Annotated in this window: 21 protein-coding genes; 11 read left to right on the forward strand and 10 right to left on the reverse strand. The window is 68.1% G+C overall.

All coding sequences use genetic code 11. The features are described 5' to 3' along the window. Positions 1 to 9 precede the first annotated feature (9 nt). From E5679_RS05405 to E5679_RS05415, 3 genes are read left to right on the forward strand one after another with little or no spacing between them, the layout of a single operon-like run. Positions 10 to 1,290 (forward strand): magnesium transporter MgtE N-terminal domain-containing protein, encoded by a 1,281-nt coding sequence (locus tag E5679_RS05405; RefSeq protein WP_138414057.1) that lies wholly within the window; start codon positions 10 to 12, stop codon positions 1,288 to 1,290. Next, positions 1,283 to 1,921 (forward strand): DUF1003 domain-containing protein, encoded by a 639-nt coding sequence (locus tag E5679_RS05410; RefSeq protein WP_138414058.1) that lies wholly within the window; start codon positions 1,283 to 1,285, stop codon positions 1,919 to 1,921. Before E5679_RS05405 ends, E5679_RS05410 begins: the two co-directional genes overlap by 8 nt. Beyond that, entirely contained in the window at positions 1,918 to 3,033 is a 1,116-nt protein-coding gene (locus E5679_RS05415; RefSeq protein ID WP_138414059.1) for an Mrp/NBP35 family ATP-binding protein, read from the forward strand. The genes E5679_RS05410 and E5679_RS05415 overlap by 4 nt, the downstream gene beginning before the upstream one ends. Before the next feature lie 8 nt (positions 3,034 to 3,041). Here E5679_RS05415 and E5679_RS05420 read toward each other — a convergent pair whose 3' ends face one another. From E5679_RS05420 to sigE, 3 genes are all read right to left on the reverse strand, one after another. Beyond that, on the reverse strand, positions 3,042 to 3,440 hold the full coding sequence (locus E5679_RS05420) for a twin-arginine translocase TatA/TatE family subunit (protein ID WP_420821049.1): 399 nt from the start codon (positions 3,438 to 3,440) through the stop codon (positions 3,042 to 3,044). Between the two features lie 70 nt (positions 3,441 to 3,510). Beyond that, on the reverse strand, positions 3,511 to 4,125 hold the full coding sequence (locus E5679_RS05425) for a hypothetical protein (protein WP_138414061.1): 615 nt from the start codon (positions 4,123 to 4,125) through the stop codon (positions 3,511 to 3,513). A 149-nt stretch (positions 4,126 to 4,274) separates the two neighbouring features. After that, on the reverse strand, positions 4,275 to 4,889 hold the full coding sequence (gene sigE / locus E5679_RS05430) for an RNA polymerase sigma factor SigE (protein WP_138414315.1): 615 nt from the start codon (positions 4,887 to 4,889) through the stop codon (positions 4,275 to 4,277). Positions 4,890 to 5,088: 199 nt separating this feature from the next. Here sigE and E5679_RS05435 point away from each other — a divergent pair, with 199 nt between their 5' ends. Then, complete coding sequence (locus E5679_RS05435) at positions 5,089 to 5,718, forward strand: O-methyltransferase (protein WP_138414062.1); 630 nt, start codon at positions 5,089 to 5,091, stop codon at positions 5,716 to 5,718. Positions 5,719 to 5,778: 60 nt separating this feature from the next. Here E5679_RS05435 and E5679_RS05440 read toward each other — a convergent pair whose 3' ends face one another. The 4 genes from E5679_RS05440 to E5679_RS05455 form a co-directional block, all read right to left on the reverse strand. Continuing rightward, complete coding sequence (locus E5679_RS05440; protein WP_138414063.1) at positions 5,779 to 5,946, reverse strand: DUF3117 domain-containing protein; 168 nt, start codon at positions 5,944 to 5,946, stop codon at positions 5,779 to 5,781. Positions 5,947 to 6,093: 147 nt separating this feature from the next. Further along, positions 6,094 to 7,365: a hypothetical protein gene (locus E5679_RS05445; RefSeq protein WP_249335975.1), complete on the reverse strand. Its 1,272-nt coding sequence runs from the start codon at positions 7,363 to 7,365 to the stop codon at positions 6,094 to 6,096. Then, positions 7,362 to 7,688 (reverse strand): DivIVA domain-containing protein, encoded by a 327-nt coding sequence (locus E5679_RS05450; RefSeq protein WP_138414064.1) that lies wholly within the window; start codon positions 7,686 to 7,688, stop codon positions 7,362 to 7,364. Before E5679_RS05450 ends, E5679_RS05445 begins: the two co-directional genes overlap by 4 nt. Beyond that, positions 7,685 to 8,530, reverse strand: a complete 846-nt coding sequence (locus E5679_RS05455) for an LOG family protein (protein WP_138414065.1) — start codon at positions 8,528 to 8,530, stop codon at positions 7,685 to 7,687. The genes E5679_RS05450 and E5679_RS05455 overlap by 4 nt, the downstream gene beginning before the upstream one ends. A 92-nt stretch (positions 8,531 to 8,622) precedes the next feature. Here E5679_RS05455 and E5679_RS05460 point away from each other — a divergent pair, with 92 nt between their 5' ends. From E5679_RS05460 to E5679_RS05475, 4 genes are all read left to right on the forward strand, one after another. After that, positions 8,623 to 9,378, forward strand: coding sequence for an amino acid ABC transporter ATP-binding protein (locus tag E5679_RS05460; protein WP_138414066.1), 756 nt, complete (start codon positions 8,623 to 8,625; stop codon positions 9,376 to 9,378). Between the two features lie 44 nt (positions 9,379 to 9,422). After that, complete coding sequence (locus E5679_RS05465) at positions 9,423 to 10,334, forward strand: glutamate ABC transporter substrate-binding protein (RefSeq protein ID WP_138414067.1); 912 nt, start codon at positions 9,423 to 9,425, stop codon at positions 10,332 to 10,334. A 71-nt stretch (positions 10,335 to 10,405) separates the two neighbouring features. Further along, positions 10,406 to 11,053 carry an amino acid ABC transporter permease gene (locus tag E5679_RS05470; protein WP_138414068.1) on the forward strand — a complete coding sequence of 216 codons (648 nt, stop codon included), beginning with the start codon at positions 10,406 to 10,408 and terminating at the stop codon, positions 11,051 to 11,053. Beyond that, a complete protein-coding gene (locus E5679_RS05475) occupies positions 11,050 to 11,931 on the forward strand; it encodes an amino acid ABC transporter permease (protein WP_138414069.1) in 882 nt (293 codons plus the stop codon). Before E5679_RS05470 ends, E5679_RS05475 begins: the two co-directional genes overlap by 4 nt. 16 nt (positions 11,932 to 11,947) lie before the next feature. Here the strand turns inward: E5679_RS05475 and dapE are convergent, their stop codons facing one another. Further along, complete coding sequence (gene dapE / locus E5679_RS05480; RefSeq protein ID WP_138414317.1) at positions 11,948 to 13,093, reverse strand: succinyl-diaminopimelate desuccinylase; 1,146 nt, start codon at positions 13,091 to 13,093, stop codon at positions 11,948 to 11,950. 28 nt (positions 13,094 to 13,121) lie between these two features. On the opposite strand from dapE, the gene dapD reads away from it, so the two are divergent. Both dapD and E5679_RS05490 read left to right on the forward strand, forming a co-directional pair. Next, positions 13,122 to 14,141, forward strand: a complete 1,020-nt coding sequence (gene dapD, locus E5679_RS05485; RefSeq protein ID WP_138414070.1) for a 2,3,4,5-tetrahydropyridine-2,6-dicarboxylate N-succinyltransferase — start codon at positions 13,122 to 13,124, stop codon at positions 14,139 to 14,141. A gap of 40 nt (positions 14,142 to 14,181) precedes the next feature. Then, positions 14,182 to 15,033, forward strand: coding sequence for a hypothetical protein (locus E5679_RS05490; RefSeq protein ID WP_138414071.1), 852 nt, complete (start codon positions 14,182 to 14,184; stop codon positions 15,031 to 15,033). Positions 15,034 to 15,036: 3 nt separating this feature from the next. Here E5679_RS05490 and E5679_RS05495 read toward each other — a convergent pair whose 3' ends face one another. Together E5679_RS05495 and E5679_RS05500 are read right to left on the reverse strand one after the other, a co-directional pair. Beyond that, positions 15,037 to 15,648, reverse strand: coding sequence for a hypothetical protein (locus E5679_RS05495; protein WP_138414072.1), 612 nt, complete (start codon positions 15,646 to 15,648; stop codon positions 15,037 to 15,039). A gap of 48 nt (positions 15,649 to 15,696) precedes the next feature. After that, positions 15,697 to 16,269, reverse strand: a complete 573-nt coding sequence (locus E5679_RS05500; protein WP_138414073.1) for a TetR/AcrR family transcriptional regulator — start codon at positions 16,267 to 16,269, stop codon at positions 15,697 to 15,699. A 122-nt stretch (positions 16,270 to 16,391) separates the two neighbouring features. Here E5679_RS05500 and galE point away from each other — a divergent pair, with 122 nt between their 5' ends. Then, a complete protein-coding gene (gene galE / locus E5679_RS05505) occupies positions 16,392 to 17,411 on the forward strand; it encodes a UDP-glucose 4-epimerase GalE (protein WP_138414074.1) in 1,020 nt (339 codons plus the stop codon). Positions 17,412 to 17,506: the final 95 nt, after the last annotated feature.

Consider the following 17,506-nt stretch of genomic DNA (forward strand, 5'->3'; position numbering starts at 1 on the left):
CCTAGGGGCGTGAGCCCCATTCCCACCCGTGTGTTCGTTGCCAGGCTGCTGGGCCTCGACGTCTTCGACCCCCTCGGGGACCGGGTGGGCCGCCTCCGGGACGTCGTCGTGATCGCCCGCGGGCAGCGCGCACCGCAGGCGGTCGGCATCGTCGTCGAGGTCCCGGGAAAGCGACGGGTCTTCGTCCCCATGACGCGCGTCACGTCCATGGACCAGTTCCAGGTCATCACCACCGGGCTGGTCAATCTGCGCCGCTTCGAACAGCGCGGGGCCGAGATGCTCGTGCTGGGAGACCTGTTCGACCACCGAGTGAGCATTCTCGACGATGGGTCCCAGGGCATTGTCGAAGACGTCGCGATGGATCAGCAGCGCAACGGGGACTGGCTCGTCAGCAAGCTCTTCGTGCGGAAGGAATTGCCGGGCCGGGGGCTCCGCACCCTTCGCCGAGGCGAGACCCTGCTCGTGGAGTGGGATGAGGTGCGCCTCGACACCCGCGCCGGGACGCGCGCGGCAACGCACTTCCTCGCGAGCCACGAAGACCTCCGCCCTGCGGATTTCGCGGACGCGATCCAGGAGATGAGTGACAGGCGCCGCTTCGAGGTCGTGGCGGAACTCCAGGACGAGCGCCTCGCCGACGTCCTGCAGGAGCTCCCCGAGGACGACCAGGTCGAGATCCTCTCCTCCCTCGACAATGAGCGCGCAGCAGACGTCCTCGAGGAGATGGATCCTGATGACGCGGCAGATCTCCTTGCCGACCTTCCCGCGGACAAGGCCGAAGAGCTGCTCCAGCTCATGGAGCCCGACGAGGCCGACGACGTCAGGCGGCTCCTGCAGTACGACGAGGGCACAGCGGGCTCGATCATGACGCCGGTCCCGGTCGTCCTGCCGCCGGAGGCGACTGTCGCGGACGCGCTGGCCCACGTGCGCCGCGAGGAGCTGAGCCCAGCGCTCGCGTCGGCGGTGTTCATCTGCCGCCCTCCGCTCGAAACGCCCACGGGCCGCTACCTCGGCACCGTCCACATCCAGCAGCTCCTGCGCAGCGCTCCGCCCGAACAGCTGGGATCCATCGTGGACAAGGGGCTCGAGCCGGTCTCCGACCTCGCGCCCCTCAACGACGTGGCCCACTCCATGGCGCAGTACAACCTCAACTCGCTCGCCGTCGTCAACGCGGATGGCCGGCTGGTGGGGGCCGTCACGGTCGACGACCTGCTGGACCATCTCCTGCCGGATGATTGGCGTGCGCATGACGACGGTGCACCCCTGAAGAAAGTGGGAGGAAGCTTTGGCTGAGCCCCGCAAACTGCTCCCGGGCCTCGACACTCCCCTCGAGAGCCGCGCCCGCCTCTTCCCGGCCTTCACTCCGAACCCGGACGCCTTCGGGCGGTTCGCGGAGCGCTTCGCGCGTTACATGGGTACCCCGCAGTTCCTCGTCTACATGACGCTCTTCTGCGTCCTGTGGCTCGGATGGAACACGTTCGCTCCCGAGCAGCTGCAGTTCGACCCCAAGTCGCTCAACTACACGCTCCTGACGCTTCTCCTCTCGCTCCAAGCCTCGTACGCCGCGCCGCTCATCCTGCTCGCGCAGAACCGTCAGGACGACCGTGACCGCGTGCAGATCGAACAGGACCGCTCGCGCAATGAGCGCAATCTCGCGGACACCGAGTACCTCACGCGGGAGCTCGCGTCGCTGCGCCTCGCGATGCGGGAGGTGGCGACGCGTGATTTCGTGCGTTCCGAGCTCCGCGCGGAGCTGCGGGCGATCATCGAGGAACTGGCCGAGCGTGACTCGGTCGCCGATATCCCGCAGCGCCGGCGCAAGGACAAGAAGGAACGCGGCACCCGCGTCGAAGCCGGGGAGGCCGGGGCGCTCGAGACCGCGGACGCCAAGCCGGCGAGAGCCGAGAGGACCGAGCAGAAGTGACGCTCCCCGACGAAGCAGCCGTGCGCGCTGCGCTGTCGACCGTGATCGACCCCGAGCTGCGGCGCCCCATCGATGAGCTGGGCATGCTCGCCGGCGTCGAGGTCGACGGCGGCACCGTCACCGCGCGGGTGCTGCTCACCATTTCCGGATGCCCCCTCCGCGGCACGATCGATACCGATGTTCGCCGCGCGCTGCGGGCCGTGCCGGGGGTCCGGGAGGTCGTCGTCGATCTGGACGTCATGACGCCTGAGCAGCGGCAGGCCCTCAGGGACCGGCTCCGGCCCGAGCGGGGCATCCCGTTCAGCCGCCCCGAATCCCTCACCAAGGTGTACGCCGTCGCGAGTGGGAAGGGCGGAGTCGGGAAGTCCTCGGTGACCGTCAATTTGGCCTGCGAACTCGCGTCGCAGGGGTTGCGGGTCGGGATCGTCGACGCCGATGTGCACGGCTTCTCGGTGCCAGCCCTCCTCGGGATCACGCAGGCGCCCACCCAGGTGGACGACATGATCCTGCCGCCCGTCGCGCAGGGGGTGAAGGTCATCTCGATCGGCATGTTCGTCACGGGCAACCAGCCCGTCGCGTGGCGGGGGCCCATGCTCCACCGCGCCCTCGAGCAGTTCCTCACCGACGTCTACTTCGGGGACCTCGACGTGCTGTTCCTCGACCTGCCGCCCGGGACGGGCGACATCGCGATCTCGGTGTCCCAGCTCCTGCCGAACGCGCAGCTGCTGATCGTGACGACTCCTCAGGCGGCAGCCGCAGACGTCGCCGAGCGCGCCGGATCGGTGTCTTCCCAGACCGGGCAGAGTGTGGCCGGGGTCGTCGAGAACATGTCCGGGATGACGCTCCCGGACGGGACGGTACTCGAGGTCTTCGGAAGCGGCGGAGGACAGCGCGTCGCAGAACGGCTGTCCGAGACCCTCGGCTCGTCGGTCCCGCTGCTCGGCCGGGTCCCACTCGACGTAGGCCTCCGCGAAGGAGGCGACTCCGGAGTCCCCATCGTTCTGCGGGACCCCCGATCGCCGTCGGCGGTCGCACTCAAGGCCGTTGCCGCCCAGCTCGCCTCGGCGCCGCGAGGCCTCGCCGGCCGGAGCCTCGGCGTCTCGCCGCGCTAGCCGGAAGACTAGGTCGCGTCGGAGTCGAAGGGCGCTGCCTGACCTGGCGCGAGGCGTTCGACCACTCGCGGCGCAGGAGCAGCCGCTGGGGAGCCAGTCGCGGCTTCGGCCGGCGATTCTGCACTCGGGGTCGAAGTCTGCGTTGGCGCCGCCGCCTGAGTGCCCGGCTCGTCTTCGAGCAGCGCGTCACGAATGATCTTGCGCGGGTCGTACTGCCGCGGATCATACTTGCGCCAGTCGACCTCGTTGAGGTCGACGCCGGTCTCCTCCCTGAGCTGCTCGCGAGCCCCAGAGGCCATGCGGCGGATTTCCCGGACGATGTTGGTCAGCTTCTGCGTGTATTCGGGCAGACGCTTGGGGCCGATCACCAGGACAGCGATGACCAGCAGGATGAAGAGCTCATTCATTCCGGGCACGATCGAAGATTACCTTCCTCCTGCATGCACGGACGATTCGATCTCCCGTCCTGTGCCGTGACTAGGGACGGCCAGCAGCGTTGAGCACCAGATGGAGGCCGCGGGCCAGCCGGTCGACAGGACTTTCGGAGGCGTTGGGCGCCGGAGTGGAAGCCGGCGACGGCGGGCCGACGAGCTCGGCAGTCTCGGACGTCGGGAAATCCGACGCGAGGACCGTGGTGCGCGGCGGCGTTCCGCCGGTGCCCGAGGGACGTTGCTCCATGAGCGAGATCTGGTGAGCTCCGTCCCCGAGGCGCAGCACGAGCGTCGGCACGCCATTGAGGATGTAGCCCTCGGCGGACTCGACGCGGAGGCCGCCCCGCTTGAGTTCGGGACAGTTCCAGCCGGCAGCGGCCAGGGCATGGAGGTCGTCGGCGGTGAGGGTGCGCCCCACACCGTCGTTCCCGATGGCGCTCGGCCAGCTCGCAGTCGGCGACACCGACGACGGGTCACCGGCCACGGCGTAGGCCGTCACGGCGAGGGCGGCGAGCGCCGTCGCGGCACCGGCAACGGCAACTCCCGCGGTTCGGAGGAAGCGGCCACGCGGTTCGGCCGCCTCAGCCAGTTCGGCCTCGAGGGCCAACTGGCGCGTCTGCTCCATGAGGCGCTGCGTCAAGGACGGGCTCGCGCTCGGCACAGGGGCGCCTCTCAGCGCGGCCAGATACCGCCTTTCAGTCTCCAGCGCGCCCCGGCACTCCGGGCAGATGCTGAGATGCGCGGAGTCGCCGGGGTGCTCCCCCACACCCCCGAACGCGCCTCCTGGCCGTCGTGAGCCCATGCTCCGCCTCAGCGCAAGCCCGCGACGCGGGGAAGGGACAGGCGTGGCTTCCCCGCACCCCGGCGGGGATCACGATGCGCGAGCTTCTCGCGCAGAAGCGTGCGCCCGCGGTGGATGCGGGAGCGGACGGTGCCGAGCTTGACGCCGAGCGCGGCGGCCACCTCGTCGTACGAGAGGCCTTCGAGGTCGCAGAGGACGACGGCGGCACGGAAGTCCGGCGGGAGCTCCTCCAGAGCGGCTTGGACGTCCAGATCGAGGTTGTTCATCTCGTAGCTGCGCTCCGGGCCGGGCTCCCGGCCCGGAATGCGCGCCTCGGCGTCGTCCGCAAGGGCGTCGAAGCGGATGCGGTTCTTGCGGCGCGCCTGATCGAGGAAGAGATTCGTGGTGATGCGGTGCAGCCAACCGTCGAGCGTGCCCGGCTTGAAGTTCTCAAGCGAGCGGAAGACGCGGACGAAGACCTCCTGCGTGAGGTCTTCCGCGTCGTGCTGGTTTCCGGTCAGGCGATAGGCAAGTCGATACACCTTCGCGGAATGCTGGGAGACGACGTCTTCCCAAGTAGGAGGAACCCAGTCTGCGGGGGCCGGCTCGGAGGGTGTCTGGGGGTTCGCAGCACGTTGCGTCAGCACGTCCACACACCTCACCTTCACTGCATCGGCGGCCGCACCTGTGCTGTGGAACTCTGATCCACGACGCAGCCGCTGCGGACCATCAGTCTGACAGGCATTTCTGGGCGTTCGCTGATCATTCAGCCAAGAGCGTAGCGCGGCGCGTACCCTCCGAGGCTATAGGCTTGAGGCATCCCCGAACCGAAAGCGTTTCTCCATGACCGACAAGTCCGCGAGCTGGTCCTACGCCGAGGGGCTTGCCGCTGAGGACACCGTCGTGGCCCGCGCGCGCGAGCGCTCCCTCGAGCTGGGCGTGGCCCCCGTATCCCCCGGCGTCGGCGCCGTCCTGACGGTACTCGCCGCGACATCGAAGGCACAGGCCGTCGTCGAGGTTGGAACCGGCGCCGGCGTCTCCGGAGTATGCCTCCTGCGGGGGCTTCCCGGCCGCTCCACGTTCACGACCATCGACACGGACGTCGAGCACCTCAAAGCCGCCCGGCAGGCCTTCACGGAGGCCGGAGTCCCCTCGAGCCGCGTCCGCACCATCCCAGGCCGGGCTCACGCAGTCCTGCCCCGACTGAACGACTCCTCCTACGACCTCGTCTTCATCGATGCCGACAAGGCCGGAACCCTCGTCTACGCGGACGAGGCGGTTCGGCTCCTGCGGCCCGGCGGACTGCTGGTCATCAACGACGCCCTCGACCATGACGGCGTGACGAATCCCGTTCACCGCGAGCCGGCCGCGGTCCGCCTGCGGGCGCTGCACCGCAGGATGCTCGAGGACGAGAGGCTTGCCACCGCACTCGTGCCGACGGGCGAGGGTCTCCTTCTCTCCTCGAGGCGCTGAGAGGCCGGTACCCTATGCGGGTACCGGCCTCTCTTTCAGGCTGGATTGGGTGACGTCAGGTCACTCGGTCACGCCGACGAGGCACTCCTTGAGCTGAGCAGCCTCCTCCGCATTGAGCTCGACCACGAGGCGCCCGCCACCTTCGAGGGGAACCCGCATGATGAGGCTGCGGCCCTCCTTGGTGACCTCCATCGGGCCGTCGCCGGTACGCGGTTTCATGGCTGCCATCTGAACTTTCCCCTCCAGTAGTGTGCCCGCACGAATCTGCGGGCTGTCGGACGCACCGCCGCTCACCAGAGTGGTTCGCGGCCTCGCCACCTTGTCTTGACCTTTACATTATCAGTCGGCATACCGAGGGGTAGCCAAGCACGCCGGTCACGGGGGCCAGTCGCCGCCTCCCGGCAGCTCCGACCAGTCCCAGAGCCACACGACCCACACGATCTGCAGCAGGACGAACATGATGAGCACGGTCCCGCGGTAGGCGCGGGAGCGCGACAGCACAGCACCCGCGACGGCCAGGGGGAAGAACGGCAGCATCATGCGGAAGGTGCTCGACTGCGGATACAGGAAGGCCAGGAGGTACAGGGCGTAGGCGGCGCACCAGAGCCTCAGCTCGACGCCGATGAGCCTCACCCGGGCGCTTGTGAGATAGAGGACGACGACGGCCACGAGCGCGAACGGGGCGAGCACGCCGAGGATGGGCCCGAAGAGGAAGCGGCCGGTGTCGAACCATGGCATGAAGGGCACCAAGTCGCTGCCCCGCCAGACGGCCTCGGTGTCGGTGTACGCCGTCATGACTCCAGTGGCGGCCCACGCAATCGCGGGCCAGGCGAGGGCTGACAGGCCCGAGGCGAGCGTGAGCACACCCAAACGGACCAGCTGCAGCTCTCCGGCACGGGAAGACTGCCGTCGCCACGGGGCCCATCGAACGAGGAACAGCACCGCGAGCGCCGCCGCTAGCGGGACGCCGATGGGGCGGGTCAGGCAGGCGACGGCGACGACGGGAATTGCAGCCAGGTATCGTCTCTCGACGATCCAGAGGAGAGCCCACGCAAGGAAAGCGGTCCCGAGGGACTCGGCATACGGGACCTGCAGGATCGCCGAGACGGGGAAGAACGCGAAGAAAGCGACTCCCCACAGCGCGTCACCGTGGCCGAAGAAGTGCCTGAAGAGCCTGAAGATGAGGAGAGCGGCCGCGAAGCCCGACGCGAGAGCCACCAGCTGGGCAACGATCTGCCACGGCACCGTGCTGATCGCCGACAGCGCCCGGACCAGATAGGGGAACACCGGGTAGAAGGCCCAGGCGTTCTCCGTCACGGTGCCGGACGACGACCTCGGCAGGACGCTCGGATAGCCGTGCTGAACAATGCGCCCGTACCACTCGGAATCCCAGATCTGCAGGAAATGGAAGTAGTCAGGCTGCGGTGGGAACCACGGGTTGGCGCCCTGCTGGAGGGCGGCCGCCGCGAAGATCGCGAACGAGACAACACGCGAGGCGGCGAAGACCATGACCACCTGGGCCCACCAGGGACGGCGCCCAAACCAGAAGCCGGCCTTCCGCGTGCCTGCGGCCAGCGCGGCATGCACCCCCCGGGAAGCACCCGTGGACGACACCGCCCCGGGGCGCGCGTCGAGGCCCTTGCTCATTCCGACGCCTCGACCTCGGGGCGTTCGAGGTCCTTGAGTCTGGCGATCTCCCTGTCCTGATCGGCGATCCGGTTCCGCAGGCGTTCGAGGACTTCATCCACCTGATCCATGCGGTAGCCGCGGAAGGCCAATGAGAAGCGCACCCGGTCGACGTCGTCCGCCGTCGGCCATTCGGGGAGCACGACGGGAGGAAGCCCGGACGCGGGCTCCTCGAGGCCGCCGTCGAGCTCGGCGGGAAGCGGTCGGCCGCGCGCCACCGCCACGCCGAGCCACACGAGCGCACCGGCGATGACGATGGCGAGGAAGACGAGGAAGAGGCTCACTCGCCGTCAGCCTTCTCAGGCGACCACACGTCTTCTTCTTCCTCCTCCGCAGAGCCGAACATCCCTCCGCGCCGCTCCTGAATCTCGCCCCGCAGGCCGGCCAGGGCAAGGTCCACGGCGTCCTCCGCGGTGTCGGTGATCTGGATGAGCTCGAGGTCCTCCGGCGAGATCATCCCCTCGTTGAGGAGCGTTTCCTTGAGCCAATCGACGAGGGGCCCCCAGAACTTGGAACCCACGAGGACGATGGGGAAGGACGTGACCTTTCCCGTCTGGACGAGGACCATGGCCTCGAAGAGCTCGTCCAGCGTGCCCAGGCCCCCGGGGAGCACCACGAAGCCGTGCGCGTACTTCACGAACATCGTCTTCCGGGCGAAGAAATACCGGAAGTTGATGCCGAGGTCCACCCACGGATTGAAGCCCGTCTCGAACGGAAGCTCGATCCCCAGCCCGACCGAAGTCCCGGAGCCATCCACCGCTCCGCGGTTGGCGGCCTCCATGGAGCCGGGCCCCCCGCCCGTGATGACGGCAACGCCCTCGCGGGCGAGCAGGCGCCCGATCTGGACCCCCGTCTCGTAGTAGTCGCTGCCGGGAAGGGTGCGGGCCGAGCCGAAGATGCTGATGGCCGGCCCGAGCTCCGCCAGGGCGCCGAAGCCTTCCACGAACTCGCTCTGAATCCTCATCACGCGCCACGGATCAGTATGGACGAATCGTCCCGCTCCATGGGTGTCCAGGAGGTGCTGGTCGGACGTGCCCTGAAGCGCTTGGCGCCGCCGGAGTTCGAGCGGGCCCTTGCGCCTCGAGGGGACGGAGCGATCGTCGCGGCGCGGTGATTCCGTGGTCATGCCTCAAGGCTAACCGTCTCGCTTGAATCACGATTGGAGCAGCCCCGTTCCTGCTCGGCACCGTGAAGCGTTATCTCGGTTACATTGGCCCTATGACAACCGAAGCACCCTCGGCTCCCCTCGTCTCTGTCCAGGGCGTGAACAAGCACTATGGCCAGCTTCACGTTCTCAAGGACATCAATCTCGACGTCCGCAAAGGCGAGGTCGTCGTGGTGATCGGCCCGTCAGGGTCGGGCAAGTCGACTCTCTGCCGGGCGATCAACCGGCTTGAGACGATCGAGTCCGGCGCCATCTATATCGACGGCAAGAAGCTCCCCGAGGAAGGCAAGGAACTCGCCCGGCTGCGTGCCGACGTCGGCATGGTGTTCCAGTCCTTCAACCTCTTCGCCCACAAGACGATCCTCGAGAACGTCACGCTCGGCCCCATCAAGGTCAAGGGCGTGAACAAGGCGACGGCGGAGAAGGAGGCGATGTCGCTCCTCCAGCGGGTCGGCGTCGAACACCAGGCCCCGAAGCTCCCCGCGCAGCTGTCCGGCGGCCAGCAGCAGCGCGTCGCCATCGCCCGCGCCCTCGCAATGAAGCCCAAGGTCATGCTCTTCGACGAGCCGACCTCGGCCCTCGACCCCGAGATGATCAACGAGGTGCTGGACGTCATGGTCGAGCTCGCACGGGAAGGCATGACCATGATCGTGGTCACGCACGAGATGGGCTTCGCCAGGAAGGCCGCCGATCGGGTGGTCTTCATGGCGGACGGGCAGATCGTCGAGCAGGCGGCGCCCGAAGAGTTCTTCACCAACCCCCAGAGCAGCCGAGCCAAGGACTTCCTCTCAAAGCTGCTCACGCACTGATCACGCACCCACGGGCCTCGGGCCCACGAGAAAGGAATGCTGCAATGGCACTCTTCCGCACCAAGAAGGCCGTGCTCGCTGCCGCAACCGCTGCTCTCGCTCTCGCTCTGAGCGCTTGCGGCGGTTCGGGAGGATCGGGCGGTTCCGGGGGCGGCGGCTCCGAGCCCTCGGCCTCGGCACCCTACACGGTGGCCTCGAACGTCTCGCTCACGGGCAGCCCCACCTTCGACAAGATCAAGTCGAATGGCAAGGTCCGCATCGGCGTCAAGCAAGACCAGCCGGGCCTCGGCTTCATGGACGCGGCCACCGGTCAGTACAGCGGCTTCGACATCGAGATCGCCAAGTGGATCGCGGCCTCGCTGGGCTATGGCGCCGACAAGATCGAGTTCAAGCCGATCCCGTCCGCCAACCGCGAGTCCGCCATCCAGAACGGCGACATCGACTACTACGTGGGCACGTACTCGATCACTGACTCCCGCAAGAAGCAGGTCGACTTCGCGGGTCCGTACTTCGTCACCGGGCAGGGCCTGCTCGTGAAGAAGAGCAACACGACGATCAACAGCGAGAAGGACATCGCGGGCAAGACTGTCTGCTCCGCGACCGGCTCCACGCCGCTGCAGAACATCCAGAAGAACTTCCCGCAGACGAAGGCGCAGTCGTTCGACACGTACTCCCAGTGTGTTGACGCGCTCAAGAACGGCCAGGTCGACGCGGTGACGACCGATCAGGCCATCCTCATCGGCTACGCCGCGCAGGACCCGGACAACCTCAAGGTCGTCGGCCAGCCGTTCACCACCGAGAAGTACGGCGTGGGCCTCACCAAGGGAGACACGGCTCTTCGCAAGTTCGTCAACGACATGTTCACGAACGGCAAGAGCACCTGGCAGAAGATCTACGACTCGACGCTCGGCAAGTCCGGCACCAAGGTCGAGCAGCCCGCCGTCGACAACTACTGACAGGCGGCACGGTGGGCGGGGTGCTCTAGCGCCCCGCCCATCGTGCTGTCCCCTCCACAGAGAAGGCTGACATGAGCACTCTCCTCAACAATCTCGACGTCTTCACGACGGGCTTCCGCACGACGATCATCCTTTTCCTCGTCTCCGGGTTCTTCGCGCTCCTCATCGGCACCGTCGTCGGCGCCATGCGGGTCTCACCGATCCCGGCCCTCCGCGCGTTCGGGACGCTGTACGTCAACATCGTCCGCAACACCCCGCTCACCCTCGTGCTGTTCTTCTTCGCGTTCGGGTACCCGAAGCTCGGCCTCCCGGAGATCGACTTCACCGTCTCGGCCATTGTGGGCCTGAGCCTCTACACCGCGAGCTACGTCGCGGAGGTCCTCCGCTCGGGCGTCAACACCGTCCCCGTTGGCCAGGCCGAGGCCGCCCGCGCCATCGGGCTGCCGTTCTCGCAGACGCTGACGCTCGTCGTGCTCCCGCAGGCCTTCCGCTCGGTGCTGCCGCCGCTCTTCAGCGTTCTCATCGCCCTGCTCAAGAACACCACGGTCGCCGCCGGCTTTTCGGTGTACGAGGCTGGCGCCATCCGCGCGTATCTCGCGGAGCGTGGCGAGCCCGCCCTTGTCGTGCTCCTCTGGGTCGCGTTCTTCTTCGTGGTCCTCGTCCTGATCCTCGCGCAGCTCCAGCGCTACTTCGAGAAGAAGTGGAAGGTGGCCCGATGACTTCCGTTCTCTACGACGCCCCGGGGCCGAAGGCCCGTTCCCGGCATCGCCTCTTCGGGGTGATCTCGGTCGTCGTCATTCTCGCCATCGTGGGCTTCGTCATCTGGCGATTCATCGAGACTGGCCAGTTCAGTGCCTCGAAGTGGCAGATCTTCACGTTCGCCCGCGTGCAGCAGACGCTCCTCGATGCCACCGGGGCGACGCTCTCGGCGTTCGGCGTCGCCGCCGTCGGCAGCCTCATCCTCGGCCTGGTGCTCGCGGTGGGGCGCCTGTCAGACCACCCATGGGTCTCCCGGCCATTCCACTGGTTCACCGAGCTGTTCCGCGCGATCCCGGTGCTCATCCTCATGATGCTGCTGTACTACGGGCTCCCGCCGGCGCTCGGCGTCAAGTGGCCGCCGTACCTCGCGGTGGTCGTCGCGCTCATCCTCTACAACGGCTCCGTCCTGGCCGAGGTGTTCCGTGCGGGTATCGAGGCCCTCCCGAAGGGCCAGCGCGAGGCAGGCCTGGCGATCGGCCTCCGCAAGTCGCAGGTGATGCAGAGCATCCTGCTTCCCCAGGCGGTCCGCTCGATGCTGCCGGTGATCATCTCGCAGCTCGTGGTGACCCTGAAGGACACGGCGCTCGGGTTCATCGTGACGTACAACGAGATCCTGTTCCAGGCGAAGTTCTTCGGTTCCCAGGTCCAGTACGGAACGCCCATCGTCCCCTCCGCGATCGTCGCCGGTGTCCTCTACGTGGGGATGTGCCTCATTCTGTCCGGCCTGGCGAAGCTCGCCGAACGCCAGCTGCGCCGGAGCCAGAAGGTCGCCGGCCCGAAGAAGGGCGCGCCACTTCAGGCGACGCAGGCCGCCCAGGGCGCCGCGGAAACGATCTAGGCCTCTCGCCGAGGCTCTAGGATTTGGCCGAGAGCCAGCTGCGGAGGGCTCGGAAGCAGGCCCTCACGTCGTCGGCCGCGACGCGCTCGTCGTCCTTGTGGGCGAGGAGCGCGTCGCCCGGCCCGAAGTTCACCGCCGGGACGCCCAGCTCGCTGAAGCGGGCGACGTCGGTCCACCCGTACTTGGGCTTCGGCTCCCGCCCGACGACGGCGACAAACGCGGCCGCCGCGGGGTGCGTGAGTCCGGGGCGCGCGCCGGGGGCGCCGTCCGTCCGCACCACCTCGAATCCGGCGAGGAGCTCGCGGACATGTTCCTCGGCCTGGTCCAACGTCTTGCTCGGCGCAAAGCGGTAGTTGATCTCCACAGTGCAGCGATCGGGAATGATGTTGCCCGCGGTGCCCCCTGAAATCCGGACTGCATTGAGGCTCTCCCGGTAGTCGAGCCCCTCGACGCTCACCGTCGCCGGCTCGTAGTCCGCGAGCCGGGCCAGAATGGGGGCAGCGGCGTGGATGGCGTTGCGCCCCATCCACGCTCGCGCCGAGTGGGCCGCTTCCCCGACCGTCGAGGCTTCGATCCGCAGCGTGCCATTGCAGCCGCCTTCGACCGTCCCGGCTGTGGGCTCGAGCAGGATCGCGAAGTCGCCCGCGAGCAGTTCCGGGTTCTCCCGTGCAAGCCGGCCGAGGCCGCTCTTCGCGGCCTCCACTTCCTCATGGTCGTAGAAGACAAAGGTGACGTCGCGCGTGGGCTTGGCGTCGCCGTCGTCCGCGCGATGGCCGCCGAAGAGCGCAGCGGCCAGCGCAAGCTGCACCGCGACCCCGCCCTTCATGTCGGTGGCTCCGCGTCCCCAGAGCGTGCCGGTGCCGGGTTCGCGCTCCCACGAGGATGGAACGGTCCCCCGCGATCCCTCGGTGGCGGGGAGGGGTACGGTGTCGAGGTGTCCGGCGAGGATCACGCGCTCGGCGAGCCCCAGCTCAGAGCGGGCGACGACTGCGTCCCCGTTCCGCGTGACCGTCAGGCCGGGGAGCGCGCGGAGCGCAGCCTCGACCCCGTCCGCAATGGTCCGCTCGTTCCCGGAGACGCTCTCGATGTCGATCAGGTCGGCGGTGAGGAGGGCTACATCACGGCTGAGGTCGAGGGTCGCAGGAGTCACGCGAGCAAGCATATCCGTGCCCTCTCGATAGACTTGCCCCATGACTCACACCTCCTCCGCGCCCCGCTCTGCCCACGGCTTCGGCCTCGCCACGATTGCTCTCGGCGGAGGGGCCGACGGGACCGAAGAGGCCACCGTGCTCGACGTCTGGTTCCCCTCCCCCGCGCTCGGCACCGGGGCCGAGCACCTCAGCGACGAGGCGGTGGTGGATGCCGCCCCCGCCGAGCTCGTGGCCGCCGCAGAAGACGGCGATGACGCCGACCGCGGCACCCAGACGAAGGTCGTCTTCGTCCAAATCGATCTGGATCAGGCACCGGCCGACACCGCCGACGCCTACTTGCGCCTCCACCTCCTCTCCCACCGGCTCGTCAAGCCCAACAGCGTCAACCTCGACGGCATCTTCGGCAAGCTGCCGAACGTCGTCTGGACCAACTTCGGGCCTTGCCTCCCTGCTGGCTTCGAGGCGACACGCGCTCGCCTTCGCCGCCGCGGCTCGGTCACGGTCTACGGCGTGGACAAGTTCCCGCGCATGGTCGACTACGTGGTCCCTTCGGGGGTCCGCATCGCCGACGCCGACCGCGTTCGCCTTGGCGCGCACCTCGCCGACGGCACGACCGTGATGCACGAGGGGTTCGTGAACTTCAACGCGGGGACCCTCGGCGCGTCGATGGTCGAGGGCCGGATCTCCGCGGGCGTCGTGGTGGGCGACGGAACCGACGTCGGCGGCGGCGCCTCGATCATGGGCACTCTCTCGGGTGGCGGCAAGGAGCGCATCACGCTCGGCGAGCGGGTGCTGCTCGGCGCCAACTCGGGCGTCGGCATCTCCATCGGCGACGATTCCGTCGTCGAGGCGGGCCTCTACGTCACCGCGGGGACCCGCGTGCGGATCGGCGGATTCAAGGACGCCTTCGGCGAGAACGCGGAAAAGGTGGTCAAGGCGGCCGAGCTCTCGGGCCAGCCCAATCTCCTGTTCCGCCGCAACTCCACCACGGGCCAGGTGGAGGCCCTTCCGCGCAACGGCCAGAAGGTCGAGCTCAACGAGGCCCTGCACGCCAACTGAGCCGATCAGCGAAAAGAGCCGAGCCACAAGGAGCCACCGCATGCCCTTGGCCCGCACAGTGCGGCGCTCGCTCACGGTCATCGTTGCCCTCGTGCTGGCGGGCACAGGGATCTACATCGCGTCTACGGTCCTCAATCGGACCGACGCACCCGTGGTCGAGGGATGCACCGCGCTCCTGAACGGCGGAAAGCAGAATCTGGCGACGGACCAGGCGGCCAACGCTTCTCTGATCACCGCGATCGCCGTGCGCCGCGGGCTTCCCGCGCGCGCGGCGACAATCGCCATCGCCACCGCGATGCAGGAATCGAAGCTGCGCAACATCAACTACGGCGACCACGCGGGTCCCGACTCGCGCGGCCTGTTCCAGCAGCGTCCATCCCAGGGCTGGGGCACGGAGGCGCAGATCATGGACCCGGTCTACTCAACCAACGCTTTCTACGACGCGCTGGCGAAGGTGCCAGGCTACGAATCGCTCTCCGTCACGGAGGCGGCCCAGCTGGTTCAGCGCTCCGCTTTTCCGGAGGCCTATTCGCAGCACGAGGACCTGGGGCGCGCCTTCGCTTCCGCCCTGACCGGGAACTCCCAGGCCTCGCTGGACTGCACGCTGCGGACCCCGGACGCGGCCGGCGACCCGAGTGCGGTGCGCGGCGCCTTCCTCCGCGCCTACGGCGCGACAGCGGCCAGTGTCATTGCTGGCCGCACCCTCACCGTGCGGGCAGAGGGAACCCTTGCGTGGTCGGCAGCGCAGTGGGCTGTCGCGAACGCCAAAGGCCTCGCCATCTCGCGCGTGGACGTCGACGGCCAAGCCTGGATCCGCGAGGGAAACAAGGGGTGGACGGATGCGCAGACTCAGCCGGGCGCCGTCATCATCACTGTCGCAGGCGGGCAGTAGCGGCTAGACCAGCATTTCAATGACAGGCGCGAGGAAACTCTGCAGGGTCTCGGGATCGTCCATGAGGGACTGGCTCATGATGACCTTGTTCGAGTCGACGAGCCAGGCGCGGTCCTCGGCGAGCGGGAGCTCGATGAGCGCGAGATCGAAGTCCTTCGCGTCGGGACCCACCTCGAGCTGTCGGGCAGCGACCAGCTGCTGCAGGAATTGCGTGTCCCCTCTGGCCTCGCGCTTGGCCTCGAGTTCCTCGTAGTCCAGCTGGCGTTCCTGAGTCCAGGTGAGCGCGCTGCCGAAGTGGGCTTGGAGGGAGCGCTGGAGTGCTGGGGCTGCACTGAACGCGGTGAAGTCAGGAGGCTCGACCGCCGGCACCATCGCGGGATGGTGGTCGAGGAGGCTCGCCCACCACGCCTCCCACTGGCGGCGCAGCGCATCGACGCCGCCCACGTGCTGCGTGATCTGATGATGGTCGTACTCGTGGACCCGGGGAGCGGCCGGCGCAAGCGGTGGGAATCCAGCGCCCACGAGCCCCGCCGTGTCCTTGAGATAGAGGGCAAGCAGCATCGGACCGGATGTGTCCATCGTGATGCGCCACCCGGGTCCACCTATTTGGTGCATGGTGCCCCTCCTCGCGCCCCAACAGCAGCATTTCCAGTCTATTCCCGCTCACGCGATCGGGAGCCGGCCCAAGCTCTCCACTTGTGCTCTGACGACGGCGAGGCACAGCTCGGCATCGAGCCACCGGCCATGCACGAGGGCATGCAGCGAGAGGCCCTCGACAGTTGCCAGGAGCCGCTCCGCCTCCGCCACGAGTTCGTCGTGCCCCGCACCCGGGAGCGCAGACACCACAGAACGGCCGACGGCGGCCGCGATCCTCGCGTGGGCAGCATCCGCTGCCGGGGCGAGCGCCTCGTCGGTGCGGGAGGCCAGGCGGAAGGCGACGAAGACGCAGAGGTCGACCGCGCGCTCGAGGTCCAGCGGGAGCATTTGGCACAACTGGGTTACGAGATCGGTCTCCGCCTCGATCCGGCGTGCGACGTCATCAGCCACGGCTTCGAAGGCGTGGACGCGGAGGTCCTCTGCCGTCTCGAAGTAGTGACGGACCGAGCCGACCACGAGGCCTGCCTCGGCCGCGACTTCACGGAGGGACACCCGGGCAAGACCGTCTGCGGCCACGATCCGCTTGACGGCCTCGACGATGTCACGACGGCGCGCAGCCGCATCGACCAATCTGGGCACCCGTCCTGTCTAGCACAGGGTAAGAGCGCGCCCGTGCCACCACTGATGAGGTTCGCGTCACACTGCTCAGGCCGCGGCCGACGCCCGGCGTCGCCGCGTGCCGCCCCCGTAGGATGGATTCCATGCGCATCCTCGTGACCGGCGGCACCGGCTACATCGGCTCCCACACTGTCCTGACGCTCCTGGAGGCGGGGCACGATGTGGTCGTCGTGGACAATCTCTCGAACTCGAGCGAGGAGGCGCTGCGCCGCGTCGGGGAGCTCGCCGGACGCAAGGCCGCATTCGTCCAGGCCGATATCACCGACGAGGACGCTCTCGACGCCGTCTTCGACGACCACTCCCCCGAGTCCGTCATCCACTTCGCCGGACTCAAGGCGGTCGGTGAGTCCGTCAGCATTCCGCTCGACTACTACTACAACAACGTCACGGGAACGATCGCCCTGCTGCGCTCGATGCAGCGGCACGATGTCCGCACGATCGTCTTCTCCTCCTCCGCGACGGTGTACGGGGAGCACAACCCTACTCCGTACGTCGAAAAGATGGAGATCGGGGCCATGAACCCCTACGGACGCACCAAGGAGCAGATCGAGGACATCCTCAGCGACCTCGGCGCCTCCGATGAGCGGTGGCACATAGCACTCCTGCGCTACTTCAACCCCGTGGGCGCCCATCCGTCGGGCCGCATCGGCGAGGACCCTCAGGGGATACCGAACAACCTCGTTCCGTTCATCGCCCAGGTCGCCGTGGGCCGGCGCGAGAAGCTCATGGTGTTCGGCGGCGACTACGACACCCCTGACGGCACCTGCCTGCGCGACTACATCCACGTCGTCGACCTCGCCGAGGGCCACGCCGCCGCCTTGCGCTACCTCGAGGACCACGCCGGCGTCTACCGGTGGAACCTGGGCTCCGGGAAGGGCACTTCGGTGCTCGAGATGCTTCACGCCTTCGAAGCAGCCGTCGGGCGGCCGCTCCCCTACGAGATCGCGCCGCGGCGTGCCGGCGACCTCCCCGCCTTCTGGGCCGACCCCTCGGCCGCCCTCGCCGATCTCGGCTGGTCGACCACCAAGTCGGTAGCACAGATGTGCGAAGACCACTGGCGCTGGCAGAAGAACAACCCCATGGGTTACGCCGCCGCCCCCTAACCCCCACCGTTTCGGGTACACCAACTCACCCTCCACCCCGTCTCAGGTACGCCAACTGACCGCCCCTCGCCAATCCAAAGGCGAGGGGCGGCGTC

The organism is Sinomonas gamaensis (genome assembly GCF_005876955.1).
GTDB lineage: Bacteria > Actinomycetota > Actinomycetes > Actinomycetales > Micrococcaceae > Sinomonas > Sinomonas gamaensis.

Coding starts and splice junctions, on each gene's coding strand:
- E5679_RS05420 (WP_420821049.1), bottom strand. CDS start 3,440: ATGAATGAGCTCTTCATCCTGCTGGTCATCGCTGTCCTGGTGATCGGC.
- E5679_RS05435 (WP_138414062.1), top strand. CDS start 5,089: ATGACCGACAAGTCCGCGAGCTGGTCCTACGCCGAGGGGCTTGCCGCT.
- E5679_RS05440 (WP_138414063.1), bottom strand. CDS start 5,946: ATGGCAGCCATGAAACCGCGTACCGGCGACGGCCCGATGGAGGTCACC.
- E5679_RS05445 (WP_249335975.1), bottom strand. CDS start 7,365: ATGAGCAAGGGCCTCGACGCGCGCCCCGGGGCGGTGTCGTCCACGGGT.
- E5679_RS05455 (WP_138414065.1), bottom strand. CDS start 8,530: ATGACCACGGAATCACCGCGCCGCGACGATCGCTCCGTCCCCTCGAGG.
- E5679_RS05460 (WP_138414066.1), top strand. CDS start 8,623: ATGACAACCGAAGCACCCTCGGCTCCCCTCGTCTCTGTCCAGGGCGTG.
- E5679_RS05465 (WP_138414067.1), top strand. CDS start 9,423: ATGGCACTCTTCCGCACCAAGAAGGCCGTGCTCGCTGCCGCAACCGCT.
- E5679_RS05470 (WP_138414068.1), top strand. CDS start 10,406: ATGAGCACTCTCCTCAACAATCTCGACGTCTTCACGACGGGCTTCCGC.
- E5679_RS05475 (WP_138414069.1), top strand. CDS start 11,050: ATGACTTCCGTTCTCTACGACGCCCCGGGGCCGAAGGCCCGTTCCCGG.
- dapE (WP_138414317.1), bottom strand. CDS start 13,093: ATGCTTGCTCGCGTGACTCCTGCGACCCTCGACCTCAGCCGTGATGTA.
- dapD (WP_138414070.1), top strand. CDS start 13,122: ATGACTCACACCTCCTCCGCGCCCCGCTCTGCCCACGGCTTCGGCCTC.
- E5679_RS05490 (WP_138414071.1), top strand. CDS start 14,182: ATGCCCTTGGCCCGCACAGTGCGGCGCTCGCTCACGGTCATCGTTGCC.
- E5679_RS05495 (WP_138414072.1), bottom strand. CDS start 15,648: ATGCACCAAATAGGTGGACCCGGGTGGCGCATCACGATGGACACATCC.
- galE (WP_138414074.1), top strand. CDS start 16,392: ATGCGCATCCTCGTGACCGGCGGCACCGGCTACATCGGCTCCCACACT.